Raw genomic sequence first — 19868 nt, forward strand, 5'->3', positions numbered from 1 at the left:
TTGTTCGAATCAACAGCAATTCCTGTATAATATTATTCATCTTGAAGTTTTTTTATTCACACCCCCAACAATAAACCAAGATACGATATTATGATTTTTAATCCTCAACAGGAAAAGTAATATGCTGATAGGCTCCCAAGTCAGTTAAAGTGGTTCTGTCTACATTTAAAATGTCAAAAGGTACTTGGCTTGCAAAAGCGGATGAACCTTGGCTTATAGCCGCGGAATCTTCACCTATAATCATTTGGTTTAGCGATGTGTTTTTAAAATGTGGGTTTTTATTAAAAATGCTACCTTCATAGTGGTTGGTGTCATTCAAATCGTAATTAGGTCCTGTGAAATTATTACTTCTATTGTCAAAGCGAATCAAGCAATTCGTAAATTTAAAGTTAAAAACTACCGAAGCATCTTCAATTTCTTCAAACAGAATTTCAGGATTATCGTTTCCGTAAATAATACAGTTGTTAAAATTGGCTTGGGTTAAATCGGTTACAATAGCAGTATCGTTTTCATCTGTAATAAAATTGTTTAAAAAAACAGAAGGGAATTGCCTAGAGCCATTCCAGTAATTAGCAATGGTGCAGTGCGTAAAATTGTATTTTCCACCAAAAGTGCCTGCGAATGAGGCTTGTCCGCTATTATTAATCACCATATTTTCACCTGTAATAGAGGTGTTTCTCCCCATTAAGCCAAAACTACTAGAATTATAAATTTGTGAGTTTGTAATTTTAAGTTTTTCGCTCGCAACATTGGCGTTTCCATCACATAAAATACCAATGGTTGCATTTTTTATGGTCGCGTAATTTATGCTGTTATTCATACTATTCTCAAATAACCAAATGGTACCCCATTGCCCGGGAACGTTTTCAAAATTGGGTTCTAAACGGTCACTCTCAAAAATAACTTCATTTTCTAAAAGTTCAGCATCAGTACTCAGGTTCCCATTTACTTTTAAGGTAGCACCAGCTGTAACAATCAAACCAGAATTTTCGTGAAAATGCACACGAGCTCCAGCATTAATGGTTAAGGTTTCTCCGTTGGGCACCGCAGCAAAACCATAAATAACATAGGGCTTCTCATTGGTGAAGGTGAGTTCGCTTGGTAATAACTCGCGACCTTGAAGTTCTGTTTCTACTTGATCGCCGTTAATATCTAATTTTAGAGTTTCAATAATTTTGGTCGTGTTATCTCTATCTGGGTATATGAAAACAGCGTCTTGTACTAATGTAACAAGTTCTACCTTTTGAAGGTTGGCACCTGCATCGAACTCTATTTGATCGGTGTATAAAAATTCCCCATCTGGATTGGAAAAATTATTGATATCGATGGTAGTTTCAACAAAAATAAACAAACTGTCTTTGGCTAGAATTTGAATATTATCGAAGGTTTTACCTGCAATCCCATCTACATTTAAGCGGTAATTCGAGGTGTTCCCTAAAGCCAATTTTATAGAAGGAATCAGAATATCATGATTACTCTTGTTATATACTTTTAAATTATAAGTACTAGACCCAATGTTGGTGAAAACGGTGTCTAAATATACGGTGTCTTTAGAAAATTGAAGGCTTCCTGTGTTTGGTGAAAAATCAAAATCTTTTCTGCAAGAACTCCAAAGCATTAAAAAGGCTAGGGTAAAAAGGGTATATAAAGTGCGTTTCATTAAACGGGGTTATTTAGAATCAATAGGAATCAAAAATATAACTTTTGTTTTGAACCTATAGTATGCAACTTCGTTATTTAGTTAAATAAATCGATTATTTCGGGGGTAATTCGTGCAGGTCTTTTGGTTTTAGTATTTATTAAACACCAAGAGGTTTCAGATTTTGTAAGCAATTTTTGGGCATCATTATATATTTCAACCATACGCATAGAGGTGGCGCCTTTAGAATCTACCACATAGGTTTTAATCGTCACAACATCATCTAGTAAGGCCGAACCTTTATACTCTATATAATGAGATAGCATGACCCAATGATAGGTTTTTAGGATGTTTTCCGAGGCATTTTTTAGCCAATGCGCTTTGGCAATATCTTGCACCCACTGTACATACCGAATATTATTAACATGGTTAAGTTCGTCTAAATCGTTTTCTGTTACCGTTAAACTCGTCTCGAAAGTTTGCATGCTGTTCTGTTTTTCTGAATTGAAAAAAGGAAAGATAAAAATTAGTAATTAATAAATTCTGAAAAATGCTGTAAAGTTTGAATTATGTAACATGTATAAAAAATGATATAACGGAAGCAACGGCATATCGCCTACCTTTACAGTGTTAAATAATCTTAAAACCAACACATTATGAAAAAGTCACTTATTATTTTATTAATGATGGTATCATTAGTAGCGTTACCAAACACAATGATGGCTGCTGAAAAAGCACCAATACATGCAACAGCTCCTGCACCAGCTGAAATCCCTGCTGAAGTTCAAGTGATGTTGAATCGATTGGAAGAAATAAAAGAATTAGATAAATCTGAGTTAAGTTCTTCTGAAAAGAAGGCACTACGTAAAGAAGTACGAAAAATCAAGAAAGATGTAAGAGCATCAGGAAATGGACTTTACATTTCTTCGGGAGCAATCATCATCATTTTACTGTTAATCATCATCCTTTAATAAAAAGAGATGTTTTAATTGCATCTCCCTTTATTAGAAGCTTTATATAAAAAAAAATGCTGTTTCATTTAATGAAACAGCATTTTTTTAATTTATAGTATGGTTACATTCCATGTGAGTAGATGCGTTTCATTAGGTTTTAAAACTTCCAAGCCCATTTTGTTATTAAAGCTATCCGATACGCCGGTTGTTGGCTCTATAGCAATGGTGTTTGCTCTAGGTGGTGTGTAAATTTGCAGAAAGTTTTCTTGGGAAGAAGCACTTATTGCTAGTTTGTAAGTTGGTGTATTGAATTGGGTTTTATTCGTATTTAGAACAAAACAATCATCCAATTGTTTGTCTTTAATCTCGAAATCGGGTTCATTCTCAATGGTTGTAACGCCTGTGGTTAAGCAACGTTCATCGAAAACAAGTTGTTTGTTGCTATCAAAATTAAGAGTGCTGTTGTATAAATCTGCACTAACAAAATAAGGGTGCCACCCGAGTGTAAAAGGAAAGGCTTCGGCATCGGTATTTTTAACTGACACATGAATGTCTACCGAATTTTTATTCACAACATATTCAAGTTGCATGGTATATGTGTATGGAAAGCCCATAGATTCGTTAGTCTCTACATATTCAAAGGTGATAGTGGCAAAGTCTTTTGTTTCTTTTTGATCAACCACTTGAAAGGTTTTGTTGTAAACCAATCCATGCAGGGCGTTGTTATTACCAGATTCATTGACCTCAAACTGAAACTCCTTACCTTCATACGTGTATTTACCATCTTTTATTCTGTTGGCAAACGGAAACAGGATAGAGGAAGCATAGGTGTTGTTATAAGTTAACGGAGATAAATCCTCAATAACTATTTTGCTATCAAGTTTTAATACTTGTAAACTGGCGCCTTGATGGACGTTAATTTTAGCATAACATGTTTTTTCTGAGTTTTCTATTTCAATACACTCTAAAATATTAGAGCTGTTTAAAGTCTGCTTTATGGTATACAATGTCTTCCTTTTTTTTTGATGATTAGAACCTTGCAAATATACTAAGTGCAAGTTAAATGCCTACATTTTATTGGTTTTTGTCTTTTGAATTTTATTAATCGCTTTAGAAACTAAAAACCCGTAAACAAGCTTGTTCACGGGTTTCTATAAAAATTTTATAAACTTTATCTTCTAGTGTTTCTTTTGAAATTTCTTACTAAAAACAAGGAATAGGACGCCACATAGTAACCAAGCAGGTAACGTTACAAATGATAAAAACACATCAAATTGTACCGATATAAAGTAGAACAAACCAAAACTAATAGCCCAAGCCCATAACACCGATTTGTTAAATTGAATATTGGCAACCTCAGCGTAGTTTTTAACTATACCAGCTTGTTTATGGAAGAAATGCTCAAATACGATAACGGCTCCAAAAGGCGCTAAAATAAATCCGTAAAGAGCAACAAACCCTAAAAGTTTCATCGCAAAAGCAGGAAATAGACCCGCAATGGTTGCGATTGCACCTGCTAATATAGTCACTTTTGCAGTCGATAATTTTGGTAAAACTGCTTGGAATGCTAAACCAGCTCTGTAAATGGTTGGGTTGGCGGTAGTCCATCCAGCTAGAACCACAGCGATAATTCCGAAAACACCAATAGCGTTATAAGCTAAAGGTCCGGGAGCTACAGGAGGTGCTTCACCATTTGATAAAAAGGCTTGTGCTTCGGGTGAATTTAAATATACCGCATATAATAAACAAGCAGCAATCCACGCCATATAATGACCTACATACATACCCGCAGCGGTAGTCCAGCCTGAACTAGCTTTCTTTGCAAAACGAAAAACGGATAAATCGGACATACCAATGTGCATGGCAGCATTTGCAAACCAAGACCATATTACAACATGCCAAAAGGTGTATTTTATTTGACCTGGGAATGGGTCTCTACCTGCACCCCAAATATCCCAAAATTGAGAAAAACTAGAAACACCTAATTGGTTTAAAGCAACAATACCACAAGCTAAAAAAGCTAAAACAATAATAGGCGACATCCAGTTGGCAGCTTTAGAAACCGTGTCGTAACCTCGTGCGGCAATAAGCGATATCACAGCACCAATAATAACGACAATAATAACCCAAGTTGCTCCGTTAGGGAGTGTGTCTGATAGTTTCGGCATAGGCATGTCAAAAGGAATACCAACAGCGGTGGCTGAAACCGTAATCATAGATCCAGCTAAAAAACAGAATAAAATACCGTTTGCTAAATTATAACCTGTTACCAAGTTTTTACCACATATTTTTTCTAGTTGAAAATATAGGGTTAATCTGTTTTTAACAGCAATTTCGGCGGTTAAATACCTCCAACATAATACAGCTAATAAGTTACCGATAAGAAGACCGATAATTAAATCGAAAGCACTTACACCCGCGGTTAAAAATAAGGGGCCAATCATAAATTCGGTTCCAGCAGCATGTTCGCCGGCATACATACCTAAAAAGCTTTTCCAACTTTTTAATTTTGATTGCGGCACAGGGGTTCTTTCAAACTCGCCTCCTGCAATAATTTCTATGTCTTCGGCTTCGGTATTAATTTGGCTCATTAGTTTTATGGTATTTAGTTATGGTATAAGTTGGTTTTATTTTAAAATAAAGGGTACATGTTTTTTAAGTGAATAATTCTTTTTAAGGAATTTAGAATTGAGTTTTGAATCTGAAATACAAATAGCAGCACCCAAAGCAGACCCTAATGAAGAGTCTGTGGTTCTAAGTTTCATGTTTCTAAAGTAATGTGATAGTAATTTTACATACAAATCGTTATCACTAAAACCACCATCTATGTATAATCTTTTAATAGCATCATCTCCAATAACGTCTTGGATGCTTTTTATTTGAAGCAAAACAAGTTCGGTCATTAATTGATGGTAAGCATCTTCAAATTTGCTGTATGGAAAGCTGGTTTGTGACGGCATGTCGCTATCCGTTAAACTTTCCCATTTAAACATGTGTTTGAAATTTTTATTAATTTCAGCATAGGTATCATAATCAAATTTTACATGACGATGATAATCATCTGAAACACCAAAATGTGTATGTAGTTTGTTAACTTGAATTTTATATTCATTCCCTAGAAATAAGCGGGTTGCTTTTACAGGTTTTCCATTGATTCGCATGTAATTTATAGAATCTTTATCCTGCGTATCTTCAATAATCGGGTGGTCTGTAAAGGGGTTTAAAGTAATGCTCCAAGTACCTGTTGAAACTAGCACGAATTTCTTTTTAACACTTCTTACATAAGGTAATAATGCAGATGAACTATCGTGAATACCCACACCAATTTTAATGCGTTTTCCATTATAATTCATGTTAATACTTGTTTCGGTTGACACGATTGCAGGTAGAATGGTGTTTAATTCTTCTTTATAAACCCACTCGTGGTAATCCTTTTTCGTGTAATTCCAAAGCGCCGTATGGCAACCAATACTGGTATATTCGCTTAAAGGAATGCCCGTAAAAACATAGCTTAAGTATTGCGGCAGGTGTAACGAGTATTTAATTTTTTTAAAAACCTCTGGTTTGCTATATTTTAACCAATAAAGTTGTAAACCCGAGTTTAGCAAACTCAAATCGAAACACCCTGTTGTTTTTAGGAACTCTTCTTTTGGTCCGTATTTTTCTAGAAACGAATCTATAATGCTTTTGTCAATAGGTTTTGTGTAGTTGTAAAGTGGCGTAAGTACTTCGCCGTTTTCATCTAAATGCACAAAACTAGCACCATAGGTTGAAAAGTTTATGGCCTTCACATTAAATTCAGATGCTTTAAGAATATTTTCAAATACACTTTTTAACCAGGTTTGAAGGGCTTCTAGATTTTCGGCAGGAAAACCATCTTCATCTTCAATCTCGTCAAAGTGTGTGTATTCTTTATAAACTTCCTTGTAATCTTTATCAAAAAGAAAGAATTTTTTATTGGTTTTACCGATGTCAAATACAGCTGTTACGTCTATCATGTTCACCTATTATAAACCTGTTGCCACAGTATTTTTACCTCTTTCTTTTATTAATGAATTTCTAACATCTAACGAACGATATGCTTGAATAGGGCTTAAGGCACCGCCTCTTTCTAATCGTGCTTTTGCTAAGAGTGGACGCACATCAGTTCTATAAGCGTCTTGTAAAATTTCTTGGCATTTAACTACATCATTATCCAATTGTGCTGCTTTTAATACCTCTTGATCGACTAAAAGTGCTTTAGCATAGGCTTCTTGAATGGCTTCAAGCGATTGTATTAAATCTTCTAACGGATCTTTTACATTGTGACTCGCATCAATCATCCACGCTAAATCTGGATTTTGTGGGTTGTTTTCCATCCCATAAACCAATTCATTAAAAATTAAGAATAAGGCATAAGGCTTGATGCTACCAACAGTTAAATCATCATCACCATATTTACTATCGTTAAAGTGGAAACCACCTAATTTTCCTTTCAATTGTAAAATAGAAACAATTTGTTCGATGTTACTATTTGGAAGGTGGTGGCCCAAATCGACCAAAGTATATGCTTTGTCACCACATTCATTAGCAAGCATTAATGAAGCACCCCAATCTTGAATTACCGTACTGTAGAAGTTTGGCTCGTATGGTTTGTATTCTATTAATAATTTCCAATCATCTGGCACGCCTTTGTAAATGGCTTTTAAACTATCTTGTGTGTTTTGAAAGGCCGTTTGAAAGTTGTTTTGACCAGGGAAACAAGAGCCATCTGCCAACCAAACGGTTAAAGCTTTGGAACCTAATTTGTTTCCAATATTAATAACATCTAAGTTATGCTGAATGGCTTGTTGCCTCGCAGCTTCGCTCGTGTTGCTTAAAGAACCGTATTTATAACTTTCTTTCGCATTTTTTTGATCTTGAAAGGTGTTTGAATTTACCGCATCAAACTTAATATCTAAACCGCTTGCTAATTCTTTAATGGCATTATAATCTTGAGGAATATCCCAAGGAATATGAAGTGATACAGCTCCTGCAGTTTGTGTTAAGGCATGTAAAACACCTACATCTTCAATTTTTTGTTCTAAGCTAGAAGGCTCTCCGAAAAATGAAAAACGTCCAAAACGTGTACCTCCAGCGCCTAGTGCCCAACTTGGAATGGCTACTTGAAAATCTTGAAGTTTTTTAATGATAGCATCAACATTCGCTCCTTTTTTTGTTAAGCTATGGCCCAAAAAATCGAAATGCTCTTGATGCGATTTTAAATCTTTTTTATTGGTGTCTTGTATGTGGTTTTGTCCTATTTTCATGAGTTGGTAATATTATATTAATGGTAAGATAGCATTTGTATTATTTATGTGCTCCTAAAATTTACAAGGAACTAATTCTAGATGTCGAAAAAAAAACTTCCATATATACTTGAATATGCTATGGAAGTTTTCAACAAACTAAAACTAACTCAAACTATTTTATCTAACAAATGCATTTGCCATTCCACCATCAACGTTAATAATGTTTCCGGTAGATTTATCTAGAATTCCTACTAAAGTAAAAACCCCATTCGCAATATCAGCAGGTGTTATAATTTCGTTTAATAAATTTCTTTTTGCGTAAAAAGCAGGTAATTCTTCTACAGTAATACCATTGGCTTTAGCGCGCCCTTCTGCCCAAGCACCTTCCCAAATTTTACTTCCAACGATAACACCATCGGGGTTTACGGTGTTAACACGTATTTTATCTGGAGCTAATTCTGCGGCTAATAAACGCGCCATGTGTTGTTGTGCTGCTTTTGCTGTGCCATAAGCCACATTATTAGGGCCTGCTACCAATCCGTTTTTACTAGCTATACTAATAAAGTTTCCGCCTAGGTTTTGCTTACGCATCACTTCAGCACCTACTTGAGCTAATTCGAACTGACCTTTAACTAATACATTTTGTAAAATATCCCAGTCTTTTTCAGTAGTTTCTTCAATAGGTTTAGAGATGGCTAAACCAGCACTGTGTACAATAATATCAACACCTCCAAACTCTAAACACGCTTTATTAAATGCTTCTCTAATAGATGCGTTACTTGTTACATTACAAATAGCATAGGTAGATACATCGCGTTTATAAGTAGCATGTGCTTCTTTTAAACTGTCTTCATTAATATCTGTAAGTACGATGTTTGCACCTTCAGCAGCCAATTTATCGGCAATTGCTTTTCCAATACCACCACCAGCACCAGTAACTAAAGCTACTTTACGCGATAATGGTTGTTCTTTTGGCATTCTAGAAAGTTTTGCTTCTTCGAGTAACCAATATTCAATATCAAACGCTTCTTGTCTTGGTAATGACGTGTAAGATGTAATAGCTTCTGCACCACGCATTACGTTAATCGCATTAATGTAAAATTCACTAGCCACACGTGTTGTTTGCTTGTTTTTAGCAAAACTGAACATTCCAACTCCTGGATAAATAATAATAACCGGGTTTGGATCGCGCATGGCAGGGCTGTTGTCTTTCTTGCACGTATTGTAATAATTAGCATATTCTTGTCTGTATGCTTCAAAAGCAGGTTGTAATTTTGCAAGAATGGCTTTAGAATCACTTATTTCTTCATTAGTATCTAAAGTTAAAACTAATGGTTGAATTTTTGTTCTTAAGAAATGATCTGGACAAGACGTTCCCATTGGCGCTAATCGTTCTAAATCATGACTGTTAATGTATTCTAGAACCACATCACTATCAGAAAAATGACCAATCATTTGGTTTTCAGAAGAACATAAACCTCTTAATAAAGGCATTAATTGAGATGCTTTTTCAGAACGCGCTTCTTTAGCTAAACTCTGTACTTTTTGTCCGCCAAAAACAGATCCTTGTTCTTTGATTTTGGTTTCAATATAATCAGAAGCTTTTTCAATAACTTCTAAACTATTCATATAACATTCATAAGAAGTATCACCCCAAGTGAATAAACCATGGCTACCTAAAACAATGCCTCTAATTCCAGGGTTGTCTGCTAAGCATTTTTCTAATTGCAGACCTAAATCGAAACCAGGACGTTGCCAAGGCACCCAGCCCATAGTATCACCCCAAATTTCTTTGGTTACTTTTTCACTGTCTTCAGCAGCTGCAACAGCTATTAAAGCATCTGGATGTAAGTGGTCTATATGTGCAAAAGGTAATAACCCGTGAAGAGGCGTGTCTATTGAAGGCGCTTTACTATCTAAATCATAAATACAGTGGTTGAATAAAGCAACCATGCGGTCTTCATCAGCTAAACCGCCATAAACCTTTTTTAAATCGCGTAATCTATCTGTGTAAATTCCTGCAATACCACTTCTATTTAAAGTACCTATATCGCCTCCAGAACCTTTAATCCACATCACTTCAACGTCAGCATTTGTTAAAGGGTCTTTTTCAATGGTTTTACAGCTTGTATTTCCGCCTCCATAATTAGTGATTCTTAAATCGGCTCCTAAAATGTTAGAACGGTATAAAAATAATGCAACCTGATCATCGCCTAAATTTTCTGCCTTTGCGTTATCCCAAAGATAATCTACGTATTTAAAATTTTTTTCAAGTGTATTCATGAGTATTATTAAAATATTTCTAAGCGAAGATAAATTAAGAGAATAATGTTTGTATCCTGTACTGTACTGTTATCCATTAAAAAAAATGAATTATTTAAAAAAAAATGATGTTTAATGTTGATTTTTTATCCTGAATTAGGATACAACTTCATGTTATTAGGACTTATTAATTAGGTATTTATAACCCTTTGTTAGAATGAATAATGTGCTCGTTTTTACTTGAAACTAAAAATACAGTACAGTACAGGGCAGTATTTCTAGTTGAGATGTTTAAATTTGCTATTATCTTATGGTGTTTAAATTTTAAAGAAGAACTTCTTCAAACATCAATAATTAATACTCTTTAATAGGTGTTATTAAAGAAGTTTAAAAAATAAGGAAAAAATGAAAGTCGGTTTATTTATACCCTGTTACATAAATCAATTATACCCTCAAGTAGGTATTGCTACTTTAGAGGTTTTGGAAAAATTAGGCGTTGAAGTTGTATATCCCACGGGGCAAACCTGTTGTGGACAGCCTTTAGGTAACTCCGGATATGAAGATGATTCGAAAGGAATTTGTCAATTATTTGTAGAGAATTTTAAGGAATTCGATTATATCGTGGGGCCTTCAGGGAGTTGTGTGTATCATGTTAAAAAACATTTTGATATTTTAGAACAAACGGAAGAGGTGATACGTGTTAGGAAAAACACTTACGAGCTTTGTCAATTTATCTATGAAGTATTAGGTAAAACAGATTTAGGCGCTTCCTTCCCTTATAAAGTGGGCATTCATAAAAGTTGTCATGGTCTTCGTGGTTTACGCCTTGGGTCTTGTTCAGAACGGATGGACGATCATTATTCAACCGAAGAAAGTCTATTAAAAGAAGTGAAAGGTTTAGAACTTAAAACCTTGAATAGAGTGGATGAATGTTGTGGTTTCGGTGGAACGTTTTCGGTATTTGAAGAAGCCATTTCAGTAAAAATGGGGAAAGATAGAATTCAGGACCATTTAGACAGCGATGTTGAAGTGGTAACCGGTGCAGACCACTCGTGTTTAATGCATTTGGAAGGCTTAATAAATAGAAATAAACAACCTTTAAAGGTGATGCACATAGCAGAAATTTTAAATAGCAGTATCTAATTATGGCACACGCAGACGAAGCAGCAGTATTTAATAAAGACGAAGCGAAAGTAGACTGGCACGACAAAGCCTTATGGTTTGTTAGGCAGAAACGAGATAAATCGGCTCATAACGTAAAAGGCTGGGAAAATCTTAGAGATTTAGCATCGGCCATTAAGGCGAATGTGCTTTCTAATTTAGATGGTTATCTTTTACAGTTTGAAGAAAACGCTCAAAAAAACGGTGTAACCGTACATTGGGCAGCCGATGCCGAAGAACACAACAAGATTGTTCACAGTATTTTAGCGAAGCATGACGTTAAAAAAGTGGTTAAAAGCAAATCGATGCTTACGGAAGAGTGCCACTTAAACCCTTATTTGGAATCGCATGATATTGAAGTAATTGATACCGATTTAGGGGAACGTATTGTGCAATTGGCTCAAGAACCACCAAGTCATATTGTATTACCTGCTATCCATAAAAGGAAAGAAGAAGTCGATGTGCTTTTTCAAGAGCATTTAGGTACCAAGCCGTGTAATGGCGACCCTCAATATTTAACCAGTGAAGCTAGAAAGCATTTACGTGATAAATTCTTAAAAGCAGATGCGGCTATTACAGGTGTTAACTTTGCCGTAGCCGATACGGGTGGTTTTGTAGTATGTACTAATGAAGGAAATGCCGATATGGGCGCACACCTTGCCAAAGTGCATATTGCTTGTATGGGAATGGAAAAATTGATTCCCCAAGAAAAACATTTAGGTGTTTTTCTACGCCTGCTAGCCAGAAGCGCTACGGGGCAACCTATTACGACGTACTCGTCGCATTTTAATAAGCCTGAACCGGGTAAAGAAATGCATATTGTAATAGTTGACAATGGAAGAACGGAGCAATTAAGTCGTGAAGATTTTAGAGCCTCCTTACATTGTATTCGCTGTGGTGCTTGTATGAATACCTGCCCAATTTACAGACGTAGCGGTGGTCACAGTTATAAAGCAACCATTCCAGGACCTATTGGGTCTATTCTATCACCAGGAATCGATTTGAAAAAACACAGTTCACTACCATTTGCATCCACACTTTGTGGTTCGTGTAGTGATGTGTGCCCAGTTAAAATTAATATTCACGAGCAGTTATATAAATGGCGCCAAGTGATTGTGAAAGATGTGCCTCAACCTGTTGTGAAGAAGACGGTTTTAAAAATAGCAGGGAGCGTTTTAGCAAATTCTAAAATGTATAGTTTTGTTGGGAAATCATCACGTTTTATGTTGAAACATGCGCCGCGTTTTTTAATTTATTCGAAGTTAAATGCTTGGGGTAAAGCCAGAGATTTGCCAGAAGTTAAGAATGAGAATTTTGATGAATGGTATAAAAAAAGAAAGAAAAATGAGTAGAGAATCTATTTTAAAAGCCGTTAAAAAAAATAAACCAGAATCGTTACCATTACCGGAAATTGATTTAAGTTTTTTTGAAGAAGAAATAAATTTAGTAGAAACTTTTATAGATAACTTGAAGTTTGTTGGCGGCCAAGCGATTCAATTAAATGCGATTGAAGCGATGGATGCTGAAATTAAAAAGCTGTATCCCAAGGCTTCAAAAATTGTGTCTTGTGTAAAGGAATCTACATTAGGAACCATTTCTATTAATAAAGACACAGAACCACATGGTTTAGAAGATATAGATTTAGCGATTATAAAAGGCGAATTGGCTGTCGCTGAAAATGGTGCTATTTGGATAGCTGAGTCTGATTTTACCATTCGTGCCTTACCATTTATTACAAACGATTTAATTCTAATAGTAGAAAAAAAGGATATTTATTTGCACCTGCACCATGTCTATGAAGCTATTTCTAAGCGTGAACGCACCTTTGGAGTCTTCATTTCAGGGCCTTCTAAAACAGCCGATATTGAACAATGTTTGGTAGTAGGAGCGCACGGAGCCATGAGTTTAACTGTTTTTATTGTTTAAAGGAATTGAATGAGAAATTTGGAGCGTAAGCAAGCTAGTGCTTTCTTAAATGCTTGTTATTTCTAATTTAATATAGTTAATAATTGACTGCGTAGAATTTTCTGCACATCCACATTGTCATTTTGTAGAATCAAATGGTGTTCTAAAGCTTCGTTATTGGTTATTTGTTCCGATTTATCAATAAAACCATAGCCTAAATACACATTGTTTTTTATAAGTACAAAGGCCTCTTCTTCTTCATGTCGGCCTTTTTCCTTTATAACAAGGTCTTTAGATTTTTCAAGTGTAAGTTTTACAGCATTCCGAACACGGTCATTATATAGATTGGTAGATTCTTTTTCATTGCAAATACCATGGCATGTTTTTATTTTGTAATGCGAACACTGGGCAACACCATCTTGTAGATGGCAGTATTTTGGGCATAATTCAAACTGGGAGCATAAACGTTCTAGAAAAGCTCTACAATCTGTTATACTATAAAAAATAAATAGCGGATTTGGGGTGGCTTTTAAAGTGTTGTATGCTAAATGAATGATACCGTTTCTATCTTCAAACATCGTAATACCAAAAGCTTTGGTGTTTCTTTTTGATACCAAATTGTATTCAGGGAAATATTCTTTGATGGCAGCATCTTCCATAAGAAGCGCAACAAGTTCGCTACCCGATAACTCAAAATCGATATCTACGGTTTCTCGACACAGGTTTAACTCTTTGGTCGTTTTGTTGTAAAAATGACTCAACACACGTTTCTTTAGGTCTTTTGCTTTTCCAACATAAATAACCTTTCCTTTTTTATTCTTAAAATAATAAATACCCGCTTTATTGGGAATCGCATTAAAAACAGCGCTTGGTAAGTGGGGAGGTAGAGTCGCTTCTTTTGAAGAGGGTTTTAAAAAATCATTAAAAACCTTTTCAGAATTTTCAGCTTTTAATAAAATTTCAAAAAGGATTACGGTGGCTTCAGCATCACCTCGTGCTCTGTGTCTGCCATTAATATCAATAGATAATGCGGTACATATTTTGCCTAAACTATAAGAGGCATGCCCTGGGATTAATTTACGTGATAAGCGGACTGTGCATAGTTTTTTTCTTTTGAAATCAATACCTATGTCTTTAAATTCACTGCGTATTACATTATAATCAAAATTCACACTGTGCGCCACAAAGATGGTATTCTCGGTAATCGCCAAAATATCTTTAGCAATTTCAGCGAATGTAGGTGCTTTGGCAACCATGGCATTATCAATACCGGTTAACGTGGTAATGTATTCGGGGATATAGGCTTCAGGGTTTACTAACGATGTAAATTCGTCAATAATTTGGGTGCCGTCATATTTGAAAATAGATATTTCAGTTATTTTATTGCCTTGTCCCGTGGTTTCAACATCGATGATCGTATACATTAGCGTTGTAGTTTTTCTAGAGCTTTTAATTCAACTCCTAAATCATTAAACATATTAATAATACTGCTTATTTTTAGTTCCTGTTCGTTGTATTCTTGAGTGTTGATGCTACAGGTAAATTCCCATAATTCCACCACCTCATTAATAGATACTTCGTAAGGTGGATACGTGGTATTATCGGAAACTAAAAGTAATGCATTTTTCTCTTTAATATGGTTGTAGACACGTTTGTATACCATACCATCATTCAAAGTAAGGAGTACATATGTTTTACCATTGGTAATATCGTTTCTATCTTCAACAAAACGTCCCACAACATACGAACCACTTTTCATGGGTAACATAGAATCGCCTTTTATAGGGAAGGCTCTGTGTTTACCTGTGGGTAAAAAAGGAAGTTTTATTTTATCGAGCTGTTCAATATATTCAGGATCGTCATAACCTGCTAAATAACCAGCAGAAGCTTTAATGGGAACTACTTCTATTAGGTTTTCATTATCTGAATCGACCGTTATAGGAAACAATACGCGTTGGTTGCCAACTTCAATAAAGGAGGAATCTGTTGCTTTTGTTAAGTCGTTTCGCAATAAAATATCAATAGGTAATTTAAAATAATCTGAAATTAATATAAGCATGTCGATGGTAGGTGCCGATCGTCCTTCTTCATAAGAACTAATGCGTGAACGTGTTACCTGTAAATCGTCTGCAAGCGTTTCTTGTGTAAGCCCTTTTAAATGCCTTAAATGCCGAATGTTTTTTGAAATCATTTTCATAATGCTACAAATATAAGCAATAATTGCTTGTAAATGTAGCTAATTTTGTAGCATGAATAAGAACATATTACATTTAGACTTGGATACCTTTTTTGTTTCTTGTGAACGATTGATTGATAGCAGGTTACAAAAACGGCCTTTACTGGTTGGCGGTATAGGAGATAGAGGTGTTGTTGCCGCATGTAGCTATGAAACAAGGCGTTTTGGGGTACATTCGGGAATGTCTATGAAGCTAGCCAGACGTTTGTGTCCTGAGGCAGTTGTTATTCGAGGGAATTCGTCTATTTATACCAAATACTCCCATCAGGTTACTGAAATTATAAAAGAAAAAGTGCCTGTTTTTGAAAAGGCGAGCATCGATGAGTTTTATGCCGATTTAAGTGGTATGGACAAGTTTTTTGGAAGTTATAAATATGCTTCGGAAATGCGATCTACCATTATTAGGGAAACAGGGTTGCCTATTTCATTTGGTTTATCTGCTAATAAAATTGTATCAAAAGTAGCGACGGGTGAAGCGAAACCTAATAACCAACTGCGTATAGACCCTGGTTTTGAAAAACCTTTTTTAGCACCTTTGTCTATTAAAAAAATTCCATCGGTAGGAGATAAAACCTATCAAATTTTAAGGAATTTAGGGATTGATAAAGTAAGTGTGGTGCAGCAAATGCCCGTTGAAATGATGACGAGCGTCTTGGGGGTTAATGGTACTACCATTTGGAAGCGTGCCAATGGTTTAGACAACCCGCCACTTATTCCTTTCTATGAACGAAAATCTATTTCGACAGAACGCACTTTTACCAAAGATACAACGGATGTTGTGAAATTACGCACCACAATTTTTGCAATGGCTGAAAATTTAGCATTTCAATTACGTAGAGGTGATAAACTGGCGTCTTGCGTTAGTGTGAAGATTCGTTATTCCGATTTTAATACCTATTCCAAACAGCTTAAAATTCCATATACCAGTGCAGACCATGTTTTAATTCCTAAAATACTGGAGTTGTTTGATAATCTGTATCAACGGCGTTTACTAATTAGGTTAGTGGGGGTGAAGTTTAGTGATTTGGTGACGGGTAATTACCAAATTAACCTATTTGATGATACCGAAGAAATGTTGAGCCTTTACAATGCGATGGATACCATAAGAAACCGTTATGGTGAATTGAGTGTCCAAAAAGCATCGGCCATGGGCGCAAAAACTATTGGGCGTTTCCAAAATCCATTTAATGGCGAACCACCTATTTTATTAGCACATAGAAAACAATAATGTACATTAACTGTCATACATATTATTCCTTGCGTTTTGGAACTTTTTCAGAAGTAGACCTTTTGGAACTTGCACAAAAAAACAGCATTTCAACATTGGTGTTAACAGATATTAATAACACATCGGCATGTTTAAATTTTACACGAAAAGCAAAGGGATTCAATATAAAACCAGTTATTGGTATTGATTTTAGAAATGGCGTTTCGCAGCAGTTTGTTGGTATTGCCAAGAATAATGAGGGCTTTCAGGAGTTGAATACATTTTTATCAGAGCATTCTCATCACAAAAAAAACATTCCTAATGAGGCGCCTTCATTCCAGAATGTGTTCATTATTTATCCTTTTGAAAAGGTGTTGCAAAATGAAAAGAAAGTGTTTCATGATAATGAATTTATAGGGGTGTCTGTGGAAGAGCTAAAGAAGTTACCCTTTTCAGCATATAAATCATATACCGATAAGTTGGTCATTCAACAGCAGGTTACCATTCGGAATAAAAGAGATTTTAATGCCCATCGTTTATTAAGAGCCATCGATAATAACACCTTGTTAAGTAAGTTGCAATCTTCTGAAGAATGCAAAACCACCGATGTTATGTTGCCTTTGGAAGATTTAAAAACAGCTTGCAATCAGTTTCCGCATATTATTTCTAATACTGAAAAAATATTGGAAGCCTGTTCCATTGATTTTAGTTTTGGAAAAGACCGAATATCACAAAACCAAAGGGTGTATTTAGAATCACCAGAAGCAGATTATGAACTTTTAGAGAAACTATGCGAGGCTAATTTACATAAACGCTATTCCAAGCCTACAAAAAAGGTTAAAGACCGCTTATATACTGAGTTAATCACCATAAAGACCATGGATTTTGTGTCTTACTTTTTAATTAATTATGATATTATTTCCTATTCAAAACGAATGGGGTATATACACGTAGGGCGGGGCAGTGGCGCGAATAGTATTGTGGCCTATATTATTGGGATTACAGATGTAGACCCTATTGAGTTGGATTTGTATTTCGAGCGTTTTATTAATCCTTTTAGAGCATCTCCACCCGATTTTGATATCGATTTTTCATGGAAAGATAGAGAAGATATTACTCAATACATCTTTAAACGTTTTGAACATGTCGCCTTATTAGCCACTTATAACACCTTCAAGTATCGAGGTGTGGTGAGAGAATTGGGTAAAGTATTTGGGTTGCCAAAGGAAGAAATAGATAAGTTGAGTGATGGTAAATATGCAGAATCTACTTTAGATGATATTTCAAAATTAGTTTTAAAGTACGGACAACTTATTAGAGGTTTTCCAAACCATTTGAGTGTACATTCTTGTGGCGTATTGATTTTAGATAAACCCATTCATTATTATTCAGCGACTGATTTACCTCCAAAAGGCTTTCCAACCATTCAATTTGATATGATTATTGCGGAAGATGTGGGTGTTTTTAAATTTGATATTTTAGGACAACGGGGTTTGGCTAAAATAAAGGAAGCGATTGAAATTGTTCAGTACAACAGACCCGAACTCCCACCCATAGATATTACCCAAGTCGAGGCGTTTAAAAAGGACCCGAACATCAATGACCTTTTAAAAAGAGGTAAAGCAATTGGGGCTTATTATGTAGAATCTCCTGCCATGCGAGGCTTGATGCAAAAGCTACAAACGCAGGATTATTTAGGGTTAGTAGCGGCGAGTTCTATTATTCGTCCAGGGGTTTCTGGTTCAGGCATGAAAAAAGAATTTATCATCAGGCAGCGGTATCCAGAAAAACGCAAAGAAGCGAATTCCATGTTATTAAAAATTATGCCAGAGACTTATGGTATTATGGTGTATCAAGAAGATGTGCTGAAAGTAGCCAATCAATTTGCAGGACTCACTTTAGGAGAAGCCGATGTGTTGCGTAGAGGCATGAGCGGTAAGTTTAGGTCACGAACGGAGTTTGTAGCAGTGGAAGCGAAGTTTATTAAAAATTGTAAAGAAAGAGGCTATCCAGAGGCATTAACCTTTGAGGTGTGGGATCAAATAAAAAGCTTTGCAGGGTACGCTTTTGCAAAGGGGCATTCGGCTTCTTATGCTGTAGAAAGTTACCAAAGTTTATATTTAAAATGCTATTTCCCCTTGGAGTTTATGGTGGCTGTTTTAAATAATGGTGGGGGTTTTTATAGTACAGAGCATTATATACATGAGGCTAAAATGTGTGGTGGTTTGGTGCACCCGCCATGTATTAATAATAGCGATCATCCCAACCTGATAAAGGAGAAAACTATTTATTTGGGCTTTGGTTACTTGAAAAGTTTGGAAGCATTAACCATTAAAAGATTCCTGACGGAGCGAAATTTTAATGGCATATTTAATTCTTTAGATGATTTTATCGATCGGGTTTCTATTAGTATTGAACAAATAACCATATTAATTAGAATTGATGCTTTTAGATTTACCGAACGTTCAAAAACGGAATTGTTATGGGAAGCTATTTTTAAACTGAATGTTACTAAGCAAGGCACAACACAGGCCCGTTTATTTAAGCCCAACCACAGGCAGTTTAATTTGCCAACGCTTACAATTACGTATATTGAAGAAGCTTATGACCAGATAGAGTTGCTTGGGTTCCCGTTGTGTAGTTATTTTGATTTGATGGATGAAGTATGTCAGGAAAACATAAAGGTAAATGAATTAAATAAATACATAAATAAGGATGTGTTGCTGTATGGTATTTTAGTAAACACCCGTTTCCATAATACTTCTACAGGTAAATTAATACGGTTTTGCACCTTTGTAGACAGAGATGGTAGCTACTTTGATACGGTACATTTCACCAAAGTAGTTGATAAATACCCAATTAATGGTATGGGGGTTTATGCCTGTTATGGGAAGGTTACCGAGGAGTTTGATTTTTGTAGTTTAGATATTATTTGGTCAAATAAAATGTCTTTAAAACCGGACCCGCGAGGTTTGTAGTATAGAAGTTAGGGGAGAGTCTCTTACGGTAAGCATGTGGGGTACTCAAAAAGGGCTAAAGAGCGTGTTATTCAAAGTAATTCGTAATTTTTTTTTAGTATGTATTGCGTTGGTGTATAGGAGAGTAAAAGTTATTCTATTCAAAAAAAACAGCCAATATTTTAGAGTTATTACGCTGATATTTAAAATGGAATATCATAAATAATTATTTCAATTTTAAGCATACTTCACATTCGTTTTGTTCTTTAAAAAAAGGG

15 protein-coding genes are annotated in these 19868 nt (G+C 35.4%); 6 read left to right on the top strand and 9 right to left on the bottom strand.

Annotated elements, in window-relative coordinates:
• Positions 1–97: 97 nt before the first annotated feature.
• Together Q5N74_RS14135 and Q5N74_RS14140 are read right to left on the bottom strand one after the other, a co-directional pair.
• Complete coding sequence (locus Q5N74_RS14135; protein WP_304389549.1) at positions 98–1660, bottom strand: hypothetical protein; 1563 nt, start codon at positions 1658–1660, stop codon at positions 98–100.
• Positions 1661–1737: 77 nt separating this feature from the next.
• Entirely contained in the window at positions 1738–2124 is a 387-nt protein-coding gene (locus Q5N74_RS14140; protein ID WP_304389551.1) for a thioesterase family protein, read from the bottom strand.
• Between the two features lie 198 nt (positions 2125–2322).
• On the opposite strand from Q5N74_RS14140, the gene Q5N74_RS14145 reads away from it, so the two are divergent.
• Positions 2323–2610, top strand: a complete 288-nt coding sequence (locus Q5N74_RS14145) for a hypothetical protein (RefSeq protein WP_304389552.1) — start codon at positions 2323–2325, stop codon at positions 2608–2610.
• A 92-nt stretch (positions 2611–2702) separates the two neighbouring features.
• Here the strand turns inward: Q5N74_RS14145 and Q5N74_RS14150 are convergent, their stop codons facing one another.
• From Q5N74_RS14150 to Q5N74_RS14170, 5 genes are all read right to left on the bottom strand, one after another.
• Entirely contained in the window at positions 2703–3599 is an 897-nt protein-coding gene (locus tag Q5N74_RS14150) for an aldose 1-epimerase (RefSeq protein ID WP_304389553.1), read from the bottom strand.
• Between the two features lie 171 nt (positions 3600–3770).
• Positions 3771–5183 carry a cytosine permease gene (locus Q5N74_RS14155; RefSeq protein ID WP_304389554.1) on the bottom strand — a complete coding sequence of 471 codons (1413 nt, stop codon included), beginning with the start codon at positions 5181–5183 and terminating at the stop codon, positions 3771–3773.
• Positions 5184–5219: 36 nt separating this feature from the next.
• Positions 5220–6590, bottom strand: a complete 1371-nt coding sequence (locus Q5N74_RS14160) for an FGGY-family carbohydrate kinase (protein ID WP_304389555.1) — start codon at positions 6588–6590, stop codon at positions 5220–5222.
• 9 nt (positions 6591–6599) lie between these two features.
• Complete coding sequence (locus Q5N74_RS14165) at positions 6600–7880, bottom strand: sugar isomerase (RefSeq protein WP_304389556.1); 1281 nt, start codon at positions 7878–7880, stop codon at positions 6600–6602.
• A gap of 159 nt (positions 7881–8039) precedes the next feature.
• The gene (locus tag Q5N74_RS14170; RefSeq protein ID WP_304389557.1) at positions 8040–10145 is read right to left on the bottom strand and encodes a bifunctional aldolase/short-chain dehydrogenase; all 2106 of its coding nucleotides are present in this window, start codon (positions 10143–10145) and stop codon (positions 8040–8042) included.
• Positions 10146–10529: 384 nt separating this feature from the next.
• Here Q5N74_RS14170 and Q5N74_RS14175 point away from each other — a divergent pair, with 384 nt between their 5' ends.
• From Q5N74_RS14175 to Q5N74_RS14185, 3 genes are read left to right on the top strand one after another with little or no spacing between them, the layout of a single operon-like run.
• Positions 10530–11267, top strand: a complete 738-nt coding sequence (locus Q5N74_RS14175) for a (Fe-S)-binding protein (RefSeq protein WP_304389558.1) — start codon at positions 10530–10532, stop codon at positions 11265–11267.
• Between the two features lie 2 nt (positions 11268–11269).
• Positions 11270–12637 (top strand): lactate utilization protein B, encoded by a 1368-nt coding sequence (locus Q5N74_RS14180; RefSeq protein ID WP_304389559.1) that lies wholly within the window; start codon positions 11270–11272, stop codon positions 12635–12637.
• Positions 12630–13211 carry an LUD domain-containing protein gene (locus tag Q5N74_RS14185; protein ID WP_304389560.1) on the top strand — a complete coding sequence of 194 codons (582 nt, stop codon included), beginning with the start codon at positions 12630–12632 and terminating at the stop codon, positions 13209–13211. The genes Q5N74_RS14180 and Q5N74_RS14185 overlap by 8 nt, the downstream gene beginning before the upstream one ends.
• A gap of 62 nt (positions 13212–13273) precedes the next feature.
• Here the strand turns inward: Q5N74_RS14185 and Q5N74_RS14190 are convergent, their stop codons facing one another.
• A complete protein-coding gene (locus Q5N74_RS14190; RefSeq protein ID WP_304389561.1) occupies positions 13274–14614 on the bottom strand; it encodes an exonuclease domain-containing protein in 1341 nt (446 codons plus the stop codon).
• Positions 14614–15387, bottom strand: coding sequence for a LexA family transcriptional regulator (locus tag Q5N74_RS14195; protein WP_304389562.1), 774 nt, complete (start codon positions 15385–15387; stop codon positions 14614–14616). Before Q5N74_RS14195 ends, Q5N74_RS14190 begins: the two co-directional genes overlap by 1 nt.
• A gap of 52 nt (positions 15388–15439) precedes the next feature.
• Here Q5N74_RS14195 and Q5N74_RS14200 point away from each other — a divergent pair, with 52 nt between their 5' ends.
• Together Q5N74_RS14200 and Q5N74_RS14205 are read left to right on the top strand one after the other, a co-directional pair.
• Positions 15440–16654, top strand: a complete 1215-nt coding sequence (locus Q5N74_RS14200) for a DNA polymerase IV (protein ID WP_304389563.1) — start codon at positions 15440–15442, stop codon at positions 16652–16654.
• Entirely contained in the window at positions 16654–19611 is a 2958-nt protein-coding gene (locus tag Q5N74_RS14205; RefSeq protein WP_304389564.1) for a DNA polymerase III subunit alpha, read from the top strand. The genes Q5N74_RS14200 and Q5N74_RS14205 overlap by 1 nt, the downstream gene beginning before the upstream one ends.
• The last annotated feature ends 257 nt before the right edge of the window (positions 19612–19868 follow it).

This window comes from Mariniflexile sp. AS56, from assembly GCF_030552475.1.
GTDB lineage: Bacteria > Bacteroidota > Bacteroidia > Flavobacteriales > Flavobacteriaceae > Mariniflexile.